We start from the raw sequence: 17,549 nt of genomic DNA, 5'->3' as shown, positions 1-17,549 counted from the left end.
CGAGCGGCGCGACCGGCCGCACCGTTTACCAGTCGTCGCGGTGTGGTTCCGAGTATGTCTGATACGTACGTCGACACGGAAGTCGAAGTCGAGGTCGATTCGACCGAACTGGAAGTCGAGGCCGGCGACGAGGAGGCGTTCGAAGCCGAGTTGGACGCCCCGGGCGTCTCCATCGAGGTCGAAGCCGAAATCGAGGTCGCCGGCGAGAGCGAGCCCGGAGAAGGCGGAGAAGCCGAGGAGGGCGAAGACGAGTACTACTCGCCGGAATCCGAGGGGATGGAGCTGGACGGCGACGACGAGGCTTAGAGTTCCAGCCAGCGCGTGGACAGCGACTCGTCGGGGAGGTGCCAGCGCTGCCGCGGGTCGTCGTCGCCGGTGACTTCGACGACGGCGTCGAACTGCCCGAGCAGCCCCTCGACCGCGATGCCGGGGACGTGCTGGCCGACGTGGACGTGCGCGATGCCGTCGCGCTCGCGGGCGACGTCGCCGAGCGTCTTCGTGAACTCCAGCACGCTGAGGAGGTCGTCGTCCTCCAGGAGCGTGCCGAGCGCGTCCATGCAGACCCGGAGCTGGCCGGGCTCGTAGCCGCCCAGCGGCGCGAGCGCGTCGGCTTGCTCCTCGACGGCGTCGCCGAGCGCGTCCACGTCGGGGGCAGTCGTCGTCGCGGGCAGCGACGGCTCCGGCGGGGACGCGGCGGCCGGGTCGCGAGCGGGCGACCGATAGACGACGGTGCGCTCGTCGGGGTCGTCGCGGCTCGGCGCGGAGCTGGTCGTCTGCGTCTCGTTCTCGCTGCGAACGAGCAGGCGCTTTCGCTCCCCGCCGTCGTCGCCGAGGAGCCGCCGACAGCCGTCGCCGCCCGCGTCGCTGCCGCCGGCTTCGAGGACGAGGAGGAGACACCCCGTGGACTTGAGGTCGTCGTGGGCCGCCGCGAAGGTGGCCGGGTCGTCGACCCACCCACGCGCCGTGGAACCGTCTGACATTGTACGTGTACGGACGCCGACTGAACCGATAAATATTTTGGGTGTTCTGCCGGCGATAAAATCCGCGGCAGCGCGAAGCCGGCAAGCACCCCCTCGTCCACCGCGGATAAACCCCCGGCGACGCTACGTTCCCGCGATGACAGACGACGTGTTCTCGCCGCTGGAACTGCGAGACGTGACCGCCCGGAACCGGTTCGTCGTGTCCCCGATGTGCCAGTACTCCGTCGAGGACCGCGACGGCCTCGCCACGGACTGGCACCGCGTCCACCTCGGGTCGCGGGCCGTCGGCGGCGCCGGCATCGTGATGACCGAAGCCACCGCCGTCGAGCCCCGCGGCCGCATCACCCCCGAGGACCTCGGCATCTGGAGCGACGAGCACCGCGACGCCATCGAGCCCATCGTCGACTTCGTGAAACAGCAGGGCGCGACGCCCGGCATCCAGCTCGCGCACGCCGGCCGGAAAGCCTCCAAGTCCCGACCGTGGGAGGGCAGCGAGCCCGTCCACCCTGAGGACGGCGGCTGGACGGTCGTCGGCCCCTCCGACGAGCCGTGGCCCTACGACGAGGAGCCGCCCGCGACCGAAGCCCTCGACAGCGAGGGCATCGACGAGGTCATCGAGTCGTTCCGCGAGGCCGCCCGCCGCTCCCGGGAGGCCGGCTTCGAAATCGCTGAAGTCCACGCCGCCCACGGCTACCTCCTCCACGAGTTCCTCTCCCCCGTGACGAACGACCGCGACGACGAGTACGGCGGGAGCTTCGAGAACCGCACCCGCATCGTCCGCGAGGTCACGGAGGCCGTCCGCGAGGAGATGGGCGAGGACAACGCCGTCTTCGTGCGCATCTCCGCGACCGACTGGCTCGACGACCGCGACTCGTGGGACGTCGAGCAGTCCGCCCGGCTCGCGGACGACCTCTACGAGGTCGGCGCGGACCTCATCGACGTCTCCTCCGGCGGCATCCACCCCGCTCAGGACATCGAGTGGGTCGGCCCGAACTACCAGCTCCGGTTCGCCGAGCAGATTCGGAACGACCGCGACACCGACGTGAAGGTCGGCACCGTCGGCGGCATCACCTCCGCCGAGCAGGCCGACGCCGTCATCCGCAACGACCGCGCGGACGTCGCCATCGTCGGCCGGGAGTTCCTCCGCGACCCCTACTTCCCGCTGCACGCCGCGCAGGAACTCGGCCGCGAGGACGCCGTCGACGTCCCGGTCCAGTACCACCGCGCGTTCTAACCGCGCGCCACTGCATTTTGCGGACTCCGGCACGAGCGCGAGGGGCTCTCGGCGTGGTTCGCGGTAAATCGACGGCGAGTGGGCTGATGTCGGTCGAAATCCATGTCGGGGGAGTCGTCCACTCTTGTGCGTCGCGCTCCCAGCGCCGAGTGCAATGATAGAACTACTCGACGCGGTCACGGCGCTCGGCATCGACCTCGCGAACGTCGCGCAGGCCGGGCCGCCGACGGACCTCCCGGCGCCCGTCCCGGACTTCGTGGGCGAGATACTGGGGTCGGTGCGGTCGTTCCTCGACGGCGGCGTCGAGAAGCTCGGGTCCACCGTCAGCGACCTGACGCCCGGCGGGAGCTAAGCCGGTTCGAACCGGTAGCCGTCCCACTCGTGGCTCGCGGGCTCGCGGATGCCCGCCTCGGGGTCGCGCAGCTCGTCCTCGTAGACCGGCTCGACCTCGGAGCCGATTTCGACGCCCTCCGCGGTCGTGAGCTGGCCGAGCGCGCGCACGCTCTCGTCCCCGAGGTCGAACTCGACGATTGCGAGGTGGTTGGGCTCGCGGACGCCCGGGGGCGTCGCCGTCGAGGTCGTCCACGTGACGACGGTGCCGGTGCGCTCCGCGAGGTCGATTGTTTCGGTCTGTTCCTCACCGCACTCCGGGCAGCGCGTGTGCCCGGGGTACGTGACGTGGCCGTTCGGGCAGCGGTGTGCGTCGAAGCTCATGGCTGTTCGAGGATGGTGGTGGTCACGCAGTTGCCGAACCCGCCGACGTTGCAGGCGAGACCGACGTCTCCCTCGACCTGTCGGTCGCCCGCGTCGCCGAGCAACTGCACGTAGAGTTCGTACGCCTGTGCGACGCCGCTCGCGCCGAGCGGGTGGCCCTTCGATTTGAGCCCGCCGGAGGTGTTGATGGGGAGGTCGCCGTCGCGTTCGGTGACGCCCTCCTCGACGGCCTTCCAGCCCTCGCCCTTCTCGAAGAAGCCGAGGTCCTCGCTCTGGAGGAACTCCAGGATGGTGAACATGTCGTGGAGCTCCGCGAAGTCCACGTCCTCGGGGCCGCGGTCGGCCATCTCGTAGGCGATTTCCGAGGACTCGACGACCCCCTGCATCGTCGTCGGGTCCTCGCGCTCGTGGACGACGTGGGTGTCGGTCGCGCCCCCGATGCCGGAGACGACGACGTAGTCGTCGGCGTACTCTTCGGCGACGGACTCCGGGCAGAACAGGAGCGCGGCGCTCCCGTCCGTGATGGGGCAGAAGTCGTACAGCCGGAGCGGGTCCGCGACGATTGGCGAGTCCAGCACCGTCTCAAGATCGACTTCCTTGCGGAACTGCGCGTGGGGGTTGTCCACGCCGTTGCGGTGGTTCTTCACGGCGACCTTCCCGAGGCTCTCGCGGGGCGCGTCGTACTCGTCGAGGTACTTGCGCGCGGTGAGGCCCGCGAAACTCGGGAGCGTGACGCCGTGCTTGTACTCCACGGGGTGCGTGAGGCTGGCGATGACGTCGGTCGCCTCGCCGGTGGTCTTGTGGGTCATCTTCTCGCCGCCGACGAGCAGCGTCATCTCGCTGGCGCCGGAGGCAACCGACTGCCACGCGGCGTAGATGCCCGCGCCGCCCGAGGCGCTGGTCTGGTCGACGCGCTGGGTGTACGCGCCGAGCGCGCCGAGGTCGTGGGCGAGCGCGTTCGGGACGCCGGTCTGTCCCTCGAACTCGCCGCTGGCCATGTTCGAGACGTAGAGGTGGTCGAGGTCGTCGCCCTCGACGCCCGCGTCCCGCAGGGCGGCGTCGCCGGCCTCCGCCAGCAACTCCCGCACCCACGCGTCGCGGTCGCCGAACGTCGTCATCGACGCTCCGATGATTGCTACGCGGTCCATGTCGTGTCCGTCTCGGAGCGGGGTCTTTACGCTTTCACGTTGGGACCGCCGCGCGCTCGGCGCCGGTCAGTGGTCGGGCGCGGCGCGGAGTTCGAGGGTGACTGCGCCGCCGTCGTCGCGCTCCTCGTACGTGACCGCGCCGTCGTACGCCGTCGCAATCCACCGCACCAGCCAGAGGCCGAGCCCGCTCCCGTGGTCCAGCGGCGTCGGCTCGACGTCCCCGGTGAGGAGCCGGCGTTCGTCGTCCGGGAGCCCCGGCCCCTCGTCGGCCACGGACAGCGCGACCGCGCCGTCCACCCGTTCCGCGGTGACGCGCACCGACGGCGTCTGGGCGTCCGCGTAGCGAATCGCGTTGTCCACGAGCGCGGCGACCGCGCGGTCGAGGTGGCCGCCCGAGGTGACCGGCGGCGCGGCCGCCACGTCCACGGTCACGTCCGCGTAGTCCGCCAGCGGCACGTCGTCGAGCGCCGACGCCACCACGTCTCCGAGGTCGGTCGGCTCCAACTCGGGGTCGGCGTCTAGCACGCGCTCGACGTCGCGCGCCTCCTCGCTGGTGCGCTCCAGCGCGAGCGCGTGCTCCCGAATCTCCCGCGCGGCGTCGCCCACGTCGGGGTCCTCGGCGGACGCGGCGAGGTTCTCGGTGGCGTCCAGCAGCGCGTCCACCTCCTCCGAGAGGTTGTACCGGAGCACGCGGTTGAGCACGGCGAGTTCGCGCTCCTGGCGAATCTCGTCCGTGAGGTCGGTGTACAGCGCGAACCCGCGGTCGCCGCCGTCGTAGGGGATGCCGCGGTACAGCAGCGTCTTGAGGCCGTCCTCGGTGTGGCGGTCCACGATGGCGTAGTTGGACTTGCCCGCGGCGGTGCGCTGGTCGAAGCGGTCGCTTTCGGTCATCCGGTCGCTGGGCACGATGAGGTCGTTCAGCGACGCGCCCACGACCTCGCCGCGGTCCACGCCGAACGTCTCGCAGAAGGCGTCGTTGACCGTCGCGACGATTGGCTCCTCGTCGCGCAGTTCGAACTCCACGACGGCGTCCTGCACGTGCTCGAAGAGGTACTGGAACCGACCCGCGTCCGCGCGGGATTCGAGAGAGCTGTCGTCCATCGTCTCCCCGTTCCACGCCCGGACATATGTTTCTTCCCACTCTGAAACTAAATCGCGTTAATACAATATATACGTTCGCAGCTAGTCGATAATTCTGAATTTCTATATCATTAAGGCGTTTTCAACTGGACGAATGAATGCTGTGTTGAGGGCGAGGACGGGACACTTTATTACGCTCTCGGTCGAACGGGCGGGCAATGAGCATCAACTCCGACGACCGGCCGTGGCCGCAGGTCCTCGACCACGACGGCGTCGACTGGCCGTCCGAGGAGCAGCGCGTGCTCGTCCCGTTCTGCGAGGCCGCGAACCGCGCGGAGACCAGTCGCCTCGGCGCGAGTATCACGTTCGGGAGCGACGGCGAACTGTACATCCTCCACGCCACCGACGGCGAGGCGTCCGCCGACGCCGACGAGCTGCGCCACGAGGCGGAACTGGAGCTGGAGCTGCGCGAGGAGTTCTCGGTGCCGGTGACGCAGTTCGAGACCGAGTACTCCAGCGGAGTCTTGGACTCCTTCGTGGACTCGCACTCGATAACGGCGACCGTCGTCGACCGCGAGGAGCGCGGGTTCTTCTCGCGGGGCCGCGACGAGCAGACGGTCGCGTCGGGCTGTCACAACGTCGTCGGGACGCGCATGGACGCCTTCGAGTCGCCGTCCAGCATTCTCGTGCCGGTGGCGAAGGGCCCGCACTCGGGGCTGGCGACCCGCATCGCGGAAGCGATTGCGCGCGCCACCGGCTGCTGGATAGAGCTGTTCCACGTCGTCGGCGAGGACGCCGGCGAGGCGGAGCGCGGGGACGCGGACGCGCTGTTGGACGCCTACGAGCACCGGTTGGGCGACGACGTGGACGTCGACCACCACGTCGTCGAGGCCGCCGAGCCCGCCGAGGAAATCATCGAGCACGCCGGCTACCACGACGTGACGGTTCTCGGCGCGCCCGAGAAAGGGCGGCTCCGGCGGTTCCTGTTCGGTTCGACCACCGACGACGTCGAGCGGGACGGCGACTCCGGCCCCGTCCTGACCGTCCACCGGGACACCGACGAGTCCGTGTTCTCCCGCTGGCTGTAGGCGGCGTCGGTATCGCGAGCGATAACTGCAGGCCAACTTTCAAGTGACCGATTTTCGCGTCTCTGAGTGTCGATGCAAACGTTACAGCAGACCGACGAACACACCGTAGCTGTCGACGACGAACACGGCATCCCTATCTTCACCTACGAGGCGCACGTCTCCGGGGAGAACCTCCGCGACATCGCCCGCGAGTGGGCCGACGTCGCGCTCGAACGCGGCGCCGAGCGGTACGTCGTGAACGCCGAAGCGATTGCCGCACACGACGACGAGGACAAGCGGTGGCTCGCGGAGACGTGGGTGCCGAACCTCATCGAGAACGGCATCCGCGCGGGCGCCGGCGTCTACGCCGACTCCGCCATCGCGAAGATGGACAACGAGCGCATCGAGGAGCAGTTGAACGCCATCGACCCCGGCTTCGAGTACCGCATTTTCGCCAGCGAGGACGACGCGCTGTCGTGGCTGGCCGACCAGTAGGTCACTCCGGCACGACCAGCACGCGCAGGTCGTTGACGTTCGTTCCCGTCGGTCCGGTCCGTAGCAACGCGTCTCGGCCGGCGAGGTAGCCGCCGGCGTCGTTCTCGCGGAGCGCCGCGCGGGCGGCCGCGGGGTCGGCGACCGTCTCGCCGTCGACGAGCGCGCCGGCGTGCTCGCTGGCGCCGTCGATACCGTCAGTGTCTACGCACGCGAACGCCGCACCGTCCGGGAGGCGGTGGGCGGCCGCGAGCGCGCACTCCTGATTCGGGCCGCCCTCGCCGTCGCCCGTGACCGTCACCGTGAGCTCGCCGCCGGAGAAGACCACTGCGGGCGGTTCGACGGGGTCGCCCGCGTTCGCGGCTTCGGTCGCGACTGCGGCGTGAACGCCGCCGACCTCGCGGGCTTCGCCCTCGATGCACGACGAGAGGAGCAGCGGTTCGTAGCCGCGCTCTCGGGCGGCCTCCCGGGCCGCCTCCAGCGCCGTCGAGCCGTCCGCGAGCACGTGCGTTTCGACGTTCTCGAAGGCGGGGTCGCCCTCGCCTGGCGTCTCGGGGCGGTCGCCGCGCGCGCCGCGTTCGAGTCGGTCGCGGACCGCGGCGGGGACATCGACGTCGTAGTCGTCGAGGACCGCGAGCGCGTCGCCGTACGTCGAGGTGTCGGGTACCGTCGGGCCGCTGGCGACGACGTCGAGGTCGTTGCCGACGACGTCGCTGAACACGAGCGTCGCGACGGTCGCCGGCGCGAGCGCTCGCGCTAACTGCCCGCCCTTCAGCGCCGAGCAGTGCTTGCGGACGGCGTTCACGTCGCGAATCGGTGCGCCCGAGCGCAACAGCGCCTCCGTCGTCGCCTGCAGGTCGGACAAGGAGAGGTCGTCGGCGGGCGCGGGCAGCACGGCGCTCCCGCCGCCGGTAATCACCGTGAGGACGAGCGTGTCCGCGTCGTAGCTGCGGGCGGCGTCCAGCAGTCGGCGCGTCGATTCGACGCCGCGCTCGGACGGGACGGGGTGGTCACTGGGGAGCACCTCGACCCCCGGCACGTCCACGCGGTCGTCGGTGACGACGACGCCGCCGTCGAGTCGGCTCCCCAGCGCGTCGGCGAGCGCGCGAGCGACGTGCGCGGCCGCGTTCCCGCCGCCCGAGACGGCGACGCGCTCGTAGTCGCCGAGGTCGTACGTCGCGTCCGCGACGCGGAGCGCATCGCCCTCGACTGCGACCTCGTCGGCGACGACGCGAGCGGGCCGCGCGGCGTCGATGCCGGCCTCGACGCACGCAAGCGCCGCCTCACGGGCGGGCGAGTCCGCGAGCGCGGGCCGGTTCCGGATGTCCACCATGCCGACCGAGACGCCCCGGAGCGGCAAAACCACCGGGGAAAGCCGAAGGTTCAATGCGAGCGCCGGCGAAAACGAGTCGTTAGCAGCCGGATGGAACGCCACACCGACGACTCGGTCGACGAGGAGCGAATCGCGTCGCTCCGGGAGTCCGTGGACGCCGACGGCGTCGACGCGCTCGCCGAGCGCCTCCACAGCGACGACGCCGACGAGCGCGCGGGCGCCGCGTGGCGGCTCGTGGAGGCCGCCACCACCGAGCCGACGAAGGTCCGCGCCGTCCTCGACGACGTCCGGGCGGCCGCCGGAGACGACGACGTGTGGGTGCGGCGGGGCGCGACGTGGGTGCTCGCGGAGCTCGCCGAGCGCCAGCCGGACGCCCTCTCCGTGCAGTTCTCGGAGCTGGTATCGCTGACGGCGGCCGACGACCCGCTCGTCCAGCAGAACGGCGTGGTCGCGGTCGCGGGCGTGACGAAGGCCTATCCCGCGCGGGCCTCGGCGGGCCTGTCGGCGATTGCGCGGCTCACGCGCTCGGAGAACGCGCTCGTCCGGCGGTACGCCGAGGAGGCCGTCGAGGAGGTGACAGCGGCCGTCGCGGAGCGCGCGGAGGACGCCGGCTACCCGGTGGTCGTGCGCGCGCACCCGGCGTACGCGGACCTGTTCCCGGAGGGCGTCTCCGTGGTCGAGACGGGCGGCGACGACGACCGCTCGCGGCCGATTCACGTCTCGTTCGGGCAGAACGCGCCCGTCCACGAGGACGACCGAGAGAACGAGCGACCGGAGGCCGGGCGGCCCGAGGAGATACCGGACCCGCCGGACGTGACACTCGAAGAGGAAGACGTGTCGCCGAACCTGAAACTCCGAGAGGGCGTGCTCACGACGGACTACCGCGCGGACGTCGACGAGGACGTGCTCGAACACGGGCTGGCGACGGTGCGGCGGCTGCGCGCCGACGAGAGCGCGGTCGCGTCGGCGTTCGCCGAGGCGGTCGAGCAGTGGGCGGGCGTGGACGACCACGACCACGTGGTCGCCGTGCTCGGGCACGGCGCGCGCTGGCTGGCGACCCGGTACGACGACGGCGACGCGCTCGACGGCCGCGGCGCGCCGGTGACGCTCGCGGAGGCCGTCTGGAACGCCAGCGTCCTCACGCGTGCAGTCAGTCACGCCCACTCGCGGGGCGTCGTCCACGGCGGCCTCCACCCGGGCGCGGTGCGGTTCGTGGCGACGGGGCCGCGGACGTGGGACGCGCCGCTGCTGGGCGACTGGGGGTTCGCGCACGCCGCGAGCGCGCGCCGTACGCCGCCGATTCCGGGGGCGTTCGCGGCGCCAGAGCACCGCGACCCGGAGACGTACGGGCGCTTCGACCAGGCGACGGACGTCTACGGGCTGGGCGCGCTGACGTACTTCCTGCTCACCGGGGAGCCGCCGGGGAGCGGCGACGAGCGGATTCCGGCGTCCGAGCGCAACCCCGCGCTCCCGGCGAGCGCCGACGACCTGTTCGCGCGGGCGCTGGCGCCGGAGAAGCGCGCGCGGTTCGCGACCGTGCTGGACTTCCAGCGCGCGCTCGACGACTTCGCCGCGAACCTCGACGGGGTGAGCCGATGACCGCCGCGGAGACGCTGTCGGCGGTCGCGTTCGCGGGCTACGGCATCGTCGTCGTCGCCGGACTGGCGTTCACGTACTACGCGGTGCAGAACTACGCGTTCGACCGGCTGGAGGGGTACGACGACTTCTGGGGCTACCTCACCTATCTCGGGCTGGCGTTCGCGGCGTTCGGCGCGCTCGGGCTCGTGTTGACCGTCCGGAACGCCAGCGTGGTGCGCGCGTTCGCGGACGTCTCGCTTTTGGTCGCCATCGCGTTCCTGACGTTCGCGCTCCGGGAAGTGTACTTCAACAGCGCGCTCGCGCCGTCGCCCGACGAGCGCGCCGTCTCGCTCGACCGGGTGCGCCGGCTGGAGTTCGGGTTCGTCGCCGTCATCGCCGCCGAGTGGCTGGTCGTGATGCTCATCGACCAGCCGGCGGTCGCGGCGGGCGTGAAGGCCGTGGGCGCGGTGGGGTTCGCGGCGTACGGCGTGGCGTTCAGCGAGCGACTGGAGACGCTGGCCCACGGCACGGTGCTCGACACGCTGCGCCGCCATCTCCTGCTGGTGTTGGTGTGCGCGACCGGCGTCGCGCTCGCCGACGCGCTGGCGCTGGTGGCGCCGGCCGCGGTCGCCGACGGCGTCTTCTACGTGTTCCTCGTGCTGTTGGGCGGCCTGCTCGTGCCGCCGACGGTGCGCCTCCAGCAGTCGGTCGCCGGGCTCACCTGACGGATTAGGACGGCCTAAACATCGACACACATTTTAGGACGGCCTAAATAAGACCGGCCAACGGATGACCCGAGACGTCTGCGTGGTCGTGCCCACGATTCGAGAGTACGAGTGCATGCGCGCGTACTTCCAGAACGCTCGCGACCACGGCTTCGACCTGGACCGCCTGTTCGTCGTCCTCGTTACCGAGGACTTCTGTGACACCGACGGGATGCGCGAGATGCTCGACGAGGAGGGCGTCGCCGGCGCCGTCTTCGACGGCGACGACCGCGACGCGTGGTTCGACGAGCAGGGCCTCGACCAGTACAGCCACCTGATTCCGGCCGCCAGCCACGCCCAGACGTCGTTCGGCCTGCTGTACCTGTGGGCGAACGACTTCGAGTACGGCGTGTTCATCGACGACGACACGCTCCCCCACGACGAGTGGGACTTCTTCGGCACGCACCTCGACAACCTCGCCCACGAGGGGGAAGTCGAGGAGGTCTCGTCGAACGAGCAGTGGGTGAACGTCCTCTACCAGTCCGACTCGGACCTCTACCCGCGCGGGTACCCCTACTCCACGATGGACGAAGAAATCGAGACGGACACCACCGAGACCGACCACGTGGTCGCCTCGCAGGGCCTGTGGACGAACGTCCCGGACCTCGACGCGGTGCGCATCCTGATGGACGGCGACCTGCAGGGGCAGGCCCAGACGCGCACGGACTTCGAGGACTTCGACCGCGACTTCGTGGCGGCCGAGGACAACTACCTCACCGTCTGCTCGATGAACCTCGCGTTCCGCCGCGAGGTCGTGCCCGCGTTCTACCAGTTCCCGATGGACGACAACGCGTGGGAGGTCGGGCGCTTCGACGACATCTGGAGCGGCGTCCTCCTGAAGCGCGCGGCCGACGTGGTGGGTGGCGAAATCTACAACGGCGCGCCGCTGTGCGAGCACAACAAGGCGCCGCGCTCGACGTTCGACGACCTCGCCAACGAGGTCGCGGGCCTCGAACTCAACGAGCACTTCTGGAAGGAGGTCGCGGCCGTCGAACCCGACGAGGACTCCTACGAGGCAGTCGCCCGTGCAGTCGGCGAGCGCCTCGTAGAGAGCGACTACGAGGAGTACAACAACGGCGCGTTCCTCGCGGAGTGCGGGGAGTACCTGCTCGACTGGGTGGACTGCTGTGCCGAGCTGGCCGAGCAGCGCGCGGTCGCGGTCGCCGACGACTGACCGCGACTCGGGTAACGGAATCGGTAATTATAAGAGTTTTAGGCCAACCTAATTCGAGACATGAGAGAGTCACGCGACAAGACGCGCCGCCGGTTCCTCGCGGCGGCAGGCGCAGCCTCCACGACCGCACTCGCCGGCTGTACGAGCATCCTCGGCGGAGACGGGAGCAGCAGCGACGACCGACCGACGCTCGCGGACTTCCGCGGCTCCGGCGAAATCGTCTCCGACCGGCCCGCGCCCGGCGGCACGTCCATCGAAGACCTCCCCGACCTCGAGGGCGAACTCTCCATCTACCTCGGCGGCGGCGAGGGCGGCCGCTACACCACGCTCATCGACCTCCTCAACCAGTACTACGACGACTTCGAGGCGTCCGCGCAGACCCAGCCGTCCTCCCAGCTCGCGAACGTCATCGTCGACGAGCACGAGAGCGGCACTACGCAGGCGGACGTCTTCTGGTCGGTCGACGCCGGCTCGCTGGCGTACGTCGCGGACAACGACGCCACCCGCGACCTCTCCAGCGACGCCACCTCGATGGTCGCCGACGACCGCTTCGTCACCGACCAGTGGGCGGGCGTCGCCGGCCGCTCGCGCGCGGTTCCCTACAACACCAACCAGTTCAGCGCCTCCGAGATTCCCACCAGCGTTGACGGGATTGCGACCGACGACCAGTTCACCGGCTCGCTCGGCTGGGCGCCCACGTACGGCGCGTTCCACGGGTTCGTCACCGCGATGCGCCAGCTCCGCGGCGACGACGGCACGCGCGAGTGGCTGAACAACATGCTCGACCAGAGCCCCGCGCGCTACGACAGCGAGTACGCCACCGTCTCGCAGGGCATCACGAACGGGGAGGTCGGCCTCGGCCTCACGAACCACTACTACCCCATCCTCGTGTTCGCGAGCAACCCCGACGCCCCCCTCGACCTCGCGTTCACCGAGAACGACGCCGGCGCGCTCGTCAACACCGCGGGCGCCAGCGTCCTCGACGGCGCCGGCGACCCCGATCTCGCGGAGCTGTTCGTCCGCCACCTGCTCTCCGCGGAAGCACAGGAGTTCCTCGCCACCCGCGGGTTCGCGTTCCCGATGATAGAAGGCGTCGAGCCGGTCGGCCCGCTTCCGACCATCGACGAGCTGTCGCCGCCGGACATCGACCTCCAGTCGCTGTCGGACGTCCAGCCCACCATCGAACTCCTCGAAGACGTCGGCATCCTCTCGTAGATGGCAGCCCGCGAGCGCCTCGCACGCCTCCGAACCGCCGTCGGCGGCGACGACGAGCCGGGGCTCTCGCTCGCCGTGCTGGCGGGCGCCGTCGCGGCGTTCGTCTCCCTGCCGCTGCTCGGCCTGCTCGTGCGCGCGTCGAACTACGGGTTCGGCCACCTCGTCGGCCTCCTCACGGAGACCGGCAGCCTCGACGTGCTCGTCAACAGCCTCGTGCTCGTGTTCTGGGTGACGCTGGGATGCGTGCTCGTCGGCGTGCCGCTGGCCGTGCTCACCGTCCAGACGGACCTCCCCGGGCGGCGGTTCTGGACGGTCGTCGCCGCGCTCCCGCTTGTCGTCCCCAGCTACATCGGCGCGTTCACGTTCGTCTCCGCGTTCGGCCCGCAGGGCGACCTCGCGGACGCGCTCGCGCCGCTGGGCGTCGAACGCATCCCCGCCATCTACGGCCTCCACGGCACCGCGCTCGTGTTGATTCTGTTCACGTACCCGTACGTCTTCCTCACGACGCGGGCCGCCCTCCTCTCGTTCGACGGCACGCTCGTCGAAGCCGCGCGCACGCTCAACCACTCCCGCTGGGAGGCGTTCAAGCGCGTCACCGTCCCCCAGATTCTGCCCGGGGTGACGGCGGGCGCGCTGCTGGCAGCGCTGTACGCGCTCTCGGACTTCGGGACGCCCTCCATCATGCGCTACGAGGTGTTCACCCAGCAGATTTACGTCGCCCAGCGCAGCCTCGGCGTCCCCGAGGGCTACCCCGCGTTGCTCTCGATGCAGCTGCTGGCGGTGGTCGCGGTCGTCCTCGCGCTCGAAGCCCGCATCGGCGAGGGCGACGCCTCCTACGTCTCCCGGGGCTCCCGCCAGCCCGGCCAAATCACGCTCGGCGCGTGGAAGTGGCCGGCGCTGGCGTTCTGCGCGAGCGTCGCCACCCTCGCACTGGGCGTGCCGCTTGGCGTGCTCGCGTGGTGGTTCGAGCAGGCCGGCCAAGCGGTCTTCGAGTTCGAACCCGTGGTCGCGTGGAACTCCCTGAGGGTCGCGGCCGCCGCCGCGCTCGCCGCGTCCCTGCTGGCGCTGCCCGTCGCCGGGTACGCCGCGCGCTCGACGTCGCTGTTCTCCACGCTCACCGACCGCCTGACGTACGTCGGCTACGCGATTCCCGGCGTCGTCGTCGCGCTCGCGCTGCTGTACCTCTCCACGGAGTTCGCCCAGTCGCTGTACAAGACCGTGCCGCTGCTCGTGTTCGCGTACGTCGTGCGCTTCCTCCCGCAGGCGGTCGGCACCGTGCGGTCGTCGGTCCTCCAGGTGGACCCGAAGCTCACGGAGGCCGCGCGCACGCTCGGCCGGTCGCCGACGGGCGCGTTCCGGAACGTGACGCTGCCGCTCATCGCGCCCGGCGTCGCCGCCGGCGCGGCGCTGGTCTTCCTCACGACGATGAAAGAGCTGCCGGCGACGCTGATGCTGAGTCCGATAGGCTTTGAAACCCTCGTCTCGTACATCTGGCTCGTCAGAGGGGCCGGCTCGTACGGCGCGGCCGCGATTCCCGCGCTCGTGCTCGTGGGCGTGTCCGCGCTCTCGATGGTCGTCATCCTCGCTCAGGAACGATACAATGGCTGACAGCGAACTCACGACGGACGCGGCGGTCGAACCCGACAGAGACGGACCGACCGACGCCGCCGACGCGGTCCTCGAACTCGACGGCGTGACCAAGGAGTACGGCTCCGAAACCGCAGTCACGGACCTCTCGTTGTCTGTCCGCGACGGCGAACTCCTCACGCTGCTGGGGCCGTCGGGCTGCGGGAAGACGACGACGCTACGCATGCTCGCGGGCCTCGAACGCCCCAGCGACGGCGTCATCTCGCTGGCCGACGAGGAGGTCGCGGGGCCCTCGACGTTCGTGGAAGCCCAGTCCCGGGGCGTCGGCATCGTCTTCCAGGACTTCGCGCTGTTCCCGCACCTCTCCGTGCGGGAGAACGTCGCGTTCGGGCTCACCGACCGCGACGGCGACGCCGCCGACGAGCGCGTCGACGAACTCCTCGACCTCGTGGACATGCCCGGGATGGGCGACCGCTCGCCCGACCAGCTCTCGGGCGGCCAGCAGCAGCGGGTGGCGCTCGCGCGCAGCCTCGCGCCCGAGCCCGACATCCTCCTGCTGGACGAGCCGTTCTCGAACCTGGACGTCCGCCTGCGCGTGGAGATGCGCGAGGAGGTCCGGCGCATCCTCAAGGAGGCCGGCGTCACCGCCGTCTCCGTCACGCACGACCAGGAGGAAGCGCTCTCCATCTCGGACCGCGTCGCCGTGCTGAACGACGGCCGCCTCGAACAGGTCGGCGACCCCGAGGCGGTGTTCGAGCACCCCGAGTCGCGGTTCGTCGCGTCGTTCCTCGGGCAGGCGGGGTTCCTCTCCGCGCGCGTCGGCAGCGACACCGTGGACACGTCCATCGGGAGCTACGACCGCACCCTGTTGAAGGGGCTGGCGGACGGCTACGCGGGCGCGATGGTGGACGTGCTCGTGCGGCCGGACGACCTCCGCGCCGTCCCCGACAACGAGGCCAACGCCAACGGGACCATCGTCCGCCGCCAGTACACGGGGCCGTCGTTCATCTACCACGTCGAACTAGATAACGGCGACGTCGTGCGCTGTCTGCACAACCACGCCGAGGACATGACCGTCGGCGAACCAGTCACCGTCGACCTCGTCGCCGACCACTCGCTGGCGTGGTACCCCAAGCAGGGATGAACCGAGCGCGCACGCGCCGACTCGTCGCTCGCGTCCGCGCCAGCCCGTACTTCGCGTCCGCGGCGCTGGCGGTCGTCGCCGCAGTCGCGGCGTACGCGCTCTCGGTCACCGTCTTCCCGTACCACTCCACGAACCACGACGAGGCCGTCTACCTCCAGCAGGCAGCGATGCTCTTGGAGGGGCAACTGTTCCTCCGCCCGCCCGTCGAGGGCTCGTTCCGCCCGTGGTTCTTCGTGGAGTCGTCGCGGGGCCTCTACTCGAAGTACGCGCCAGTCGTGCCCGCGGTGTTCGCGCTCGGCGAACTCGCCGGGGACTTCCGGTACGCGCTCCCCGCGGTCGCCGCCGCCAACGTCGCGTTGCTGTACGGCGTCGTCCGCGACGCCTTCGACCACCGCACGGGCGCCCTCGCGGCCGTCGTGCTGTTGTGCTCGCCGCTGTTCCTCGTGCAGTCCGGCGTCTTCCTCCCGTACGCGCCCACGACGATGCTGAACCTCGCGTTCGCGTTCGCGTACTTCCGCGCCGAGCGCGTCGGGAGCGCGCGCTGGGCGGCCGCCGCCGGCGTCGCCGTCGGGCTGGCGTTCTTCGCGCGGCCGTACACCGCGGTCCTGTTCGCGACGCCGTTCGTCGTCCACGCCGTCTGGACGCTCCGCGAGCCGCTCCGAGAGCGCCGCGTCTCCCCGCTGTTCCGGCGCCGCGTCGCGACCGCCGCGCTCGGCCTCTGCGGCGTGAGCGTCGCGCTCGCGTACAACGCCGTCGTCACGGGCGACCCCTTCGTGTTCCCGTATCAGGCGTTCGCGCCGCTGGACGGCCTCGGGTTCGGGCACCGCGAGATACTGAACCACGAAATCCAGTACACCCCCCGGCTGGCGCTACGCGCGAACGCCAGCGTCCTCGAACAGTTCGTCACCGAGTGGGCGCCGCTGGGCGCCCTCGGCGTGCCGCTGGCGGCCGTCGGCGCGCTCGTCACCCAGCGCCGCGGCTGGTCGTGGCGGCAGGCCGTGCTCGCGGGCGTCGCGGTCAGCGTCGTCGTCGGGAACGTCTACTTCTGGGGGAACTTCAACGTCCTCGGGGACGTCGAGGACCCGAACGGCCTGATTACGACGCTCGGCCCGTACTACCACTTCGACCTGCTCGTGCCCGTGAGCGCGTTCGCCGCGACGGGCGTGCTCGCCGCCGCCGACCGGGTGCGCGACGCGGCCGCGAGCCGGCGCTCCGCGAACCGCGCCGTCGCGGTCACGCTCGCCGTCCTGCTCGTCGCGAGCGCCGTCCTCGGCGGCGTCGCGGCGTCGGCGAGCACCGAGCAGGTACGGGAGAACGCCGACATCACGGACCACTACGAGGCCGCCTACGAGCCCTTCGAGCCCGAGCCGCCCGCGAACAGCGTCGTCTTCGTCCCGGACCCGTACGGCGACTGGCTGAACCACCCGTTCCAGCCACTCCGAAACGACCCCGGCTTCGACGGCCGCGCCGTCTACGGGGTCGACGAGCGCCAGCTCGCCGTCGCGGACGCATACCCCGACCGCGCGCTCTACCGGTACGTCTACCGGGGGTCGTGGTCGCCGTACGGCGACGAGCCGGTCGAACCCGACCTCCGGCGCATCCACGTCGCGGGCGGGGACGCCCTGACCGTGGACGCACAACTGGGACTGCCGTCGTGGACGCAGACGGTGACGGTCACGCTGTCCGCCGACGGCGAGGAGGCGTACCTCACGCTCACGCCGGGGAACGCGTCGAGAGCAAACGTCGACGTCCACGTCGCCGACGGGCGCGTGCGGCTGTCCGCCGGCGACGAGAACGCGTCGGTACCGCTGGGCGAGGCGGCCAGCGTCACGCTGGACGCGCACGTGGACGGCGGCTACGGCGCGGGGTACGCCTACCGCGTGCGGTTTCCGGTCCAGCGGACCGAGGATGGCTACCGGACGATGACGCCGTACCGCGAGCTCTGCACGGACCTGCGGAACTGTGAGGGCGGCGCGGCGTACGTCCCCGGTGTCGGGCCGGACGGCGCGTACGTGAACACGTCGGTGAGAAGCGAGTGA

The 17,549-nt window shown here is 70.7% G+C and carries 17 protein-coding genes; 12 read left to right on the top strand and 5 right to left on the bottom strand.

Annotation, left to right across the window (positions count from 1 at the left end):
• Positions 1 to 54: 54 nt before the first annotated feature.
• Positions 55 to 306, top strand: a complete 252-nt coding sequence (locus HHUB_RS05335) for a hypothetical protein (RefSeq protein ID WP_059056555.1) — start codon at positions 55 to 57, stop codon at positions 304 to 306.
• Here the strand turns inward: HHUB_RS05335 and HHUB_RS05330 are convergent.
• On the bottom strand, positions 303 to 980 hold the full coding sequence (locus tag HHUB_RS05330) for a DUF7504 family protein (RefSeq protein ID WP_059056554.1): 678 nt from the start codon (positions 978 to 980) through the stop codon (positions 303 to 305). The genes HHUB_RS05335 and HHUB_RS05330 overlap by 4 nt on opposite strands.
• A 136-nt stretch (positions 981 to 1,116) precedes the next feature.
• Between HHUB_RS05330 and HHUB_RS05325 the strand changes: the two genes are divergently transcribed.
• Both HHUB_RS05325 and HHUB_RS05320 read left to right on the top strand, forming a co-directional pair.
• The gene (locus tag HHUB_RS05325; protein ID WP_059056553.1) at positions 1,117 to 2,214 is read left to right on the top strand and encodes an NADH:flavin oxidoreductase/NADH oxidase; all 1,098 of its coding nucleotides are present in this window, start codon (positions 1,117 to 1,119) and stop codon (positions 2,212 to 2,214) included.
• Between the two features lie 154 nt (positions 2,215 to 2,368).
• Entirely contained in the window at positions 2,369 to 2,566 is a 198-nt protein-coding gene (locus HHUB_RS05320; RefSeq protein WP_059056552.1) for a hypothetical protein, read from the top strand.
• Here the strand turns inward: HHUB_RS05320 and HHUB_RS05315 are convergent.
• From HHUB_RS05315 to HHUB_RS05305, 3 genes are all read right to left on the bottom strand, one after another.
• Positions 2,563 to 2,928, bottom strand: coding sequence for a Zn-ribbon domain-containing OB-fold protein (locus tag HHUB_RS05315; RefSeq protein ID WP_059056551.1), 366 nt, complete (start codon positions 2,926 to 2,928; stop codon positions 2,563 to 2,565). The genes HHUB_RS05320 and HHUB_RS05315 overlap by 4 nt on opposite strands.
• Positions 2,925 to 4,076 (bottom strand): thiolase family protein, encoded by a 1,152-nt coding sequence (locus HHUB_RS05310; RefSeq protein ID WP_059056550.1) that lies wholly within the window; start codon positions 4,074 to 4,076, stop codon positions 2,925 to 2,927. The genes HHUB_RS05315 and HHUB_RS05310 overlap by 4 nt, the downstream gene beginning before the upstream one ends.
• A 66-nt stretch (positions 4,077 to 4,142) precedes the next feature.
• A complete protein-coding gene (locus tag HHUB_RS05305; RefSeq protein ID WP_059056549.1) occupies positions 4,143 to 5,177 on the bottom strand; it encodes a PAS domain-containing sensor histidine kinase in 1,035 nt (344 codons plus the stop codon).
• Positions 5,178 to 5,374: 197 nt separating this feature from the next.
• Between HHUB_RS05305 and HHUB_RS05300 the strand changes: the two genes are divergently transcribed.
• Together HHUB_RS05300 and HHUB_RS05295 are read left to right on the top strand one after the other, a co-directional pair.
• A complete protein-coding gene (locus HHUB_RS05300) occupies positions 5,375 to 6,244 on the top strand; it encodes a universal stress protein (protein WP_059056548.1) in 870 nt (289 codons plus the stop codon).
• A gap of 72 nt (positions 6,245 to 6,316) precedes the next feature.
• Positions 6,317 to 6,718 carry a hypothetical protein gene (locus HHUB_RS05295; protein WP_082687178.1) on the top strand — a complete coding sequence of 134 codons (402 nt, stop codon included), beginning with the start codon at positions 6,317 to 6,319 and terminating at the stop codon, positions 6,716 to 6,718.
• A gap of 1 nt (position 6,719) precedes the next feature.
• Here HHUB_RS05295 and HHUB_RS05290 read toward each other — a convergent pair whose 3' ends face one another.
• On the bottom strand, positions 6,720 to 8,048 hold the full coding sequence (locus HHUB_RS05290) for a glycerate kinase type-2 family protein (protein ID WP_059056546.1): 1,329 nt from the start codon (positions 8,046 to 8,048) through the stop codon (positions 6,720 to 6,722).
• A 90-nt stretch (positions 8,049 to 8,138) separates the two neighbouring features.
• Between HHUB_RS05290 and HHUB_RS05285 the strand changes: the two genes are divergently transcribed.
• From HHUB_RS05285 to HHUB_RS05255, 7 genes are all read left to right on the top strand, one after another.
• Positions 8,139 to 9,647, top strand: coding sequence for a protein kinase (locus HHUB_RS05285; protein WP_059056545.1), 1,509 nt, complete (start codon positions 8,139 to 8,141; stop codon positions 9,645 to 9,647).
• Positions 9,644 to 10,351, top strand: coding sequence for a hypothetical protein (locus HHUB_RS05280; protein ID WP_059056544.1), 708 nt, complete (start codon positions 9,644 to 9,646; stop codon positions 10,349 to 10,351). Before HHUB_RS05285 ends, HHUB_RS05280 begins: the two co-directional genes overlap by 4 nt.
• A 64-nt stretch (positions 10,352 to 10,415) precedes the next feature.
• A complete protein-coding gene (locus tag HHUB_RS05275) occupies positions 10,416 to 11,564 on the top strand; it encodes an alpha-1 4-glucan-protein synthase (RefSeq protein WP_059056543.1) in 1,149 nt (382 codons plus the stop codon).
• A gap of 60 nt (positions 11,565 to 11,624) precedes the next feature.
• Entirely contained in the window at positions 11,625 to 12,779 is a 1,155-nt protein-coding gene (locus HHUB_RS05270) for an extracellular solute-binding protein (RefSeq protein WP_059056542.1), read from the top strand.
• Positions 12,780 to 14,387 (top strand): ABC transporter permease, encoded by a 1,608-nt coding sequence (locus HHUB_RS05265; RefSeq protein WP_059056541.1) that lies wholly within the window; start codon positions 12,780 to 12,782, stop codon positions 14,385 to 14,387.
• Positions 14,380 to 15,510: an ABC transporter ATP-binding protein gene (locus HHUB_RS05260; RefSeq protein WP_059056540.1), complete on the top strand. Its 1,131-nt coding sequence runs from the start codon at positions 14,380 to 14,382 to the stop codon at positions 15,508 to 15,510. Before HHUB_RS05265 ends, HHUB_RS05260 begins: the two co-directional genes overlap by 8 nt.
• Positions 15,507 to 17,549 carry a DUF7846 domain-containing protein gene (locus HHUB_RS05255; RefSeq protein ID WP_059056539.1) on the top strand — a complete coding sequence of 681 codons (2,043 nt, stop codon included), beginning with the start codon at positions 15,507 to 15,509 and terminating at the stop codon, positions 17,547 to 17,549. Before HHUB_RS05260 ends, HHUB_RS05255 begins: the two co-directional genes overlap by 4 nt.

Origin of the sequence: Halobacterium hubeiense (assembly GCF_001488575.1) — an archaeon.
In the GTDB taxonomy this organism is placed as follows: Archaea; Halobacteriota; Halobacteria; order Halobacteriales; family Halobacteriaceae; genus Halobacterium; species Halobacterium hubeiense.
The sequence above is the reverse complement of the archived record's forward strand: the minus strand, read 5'-3'. Positions and strand labels throughout refer to the sequence as shown.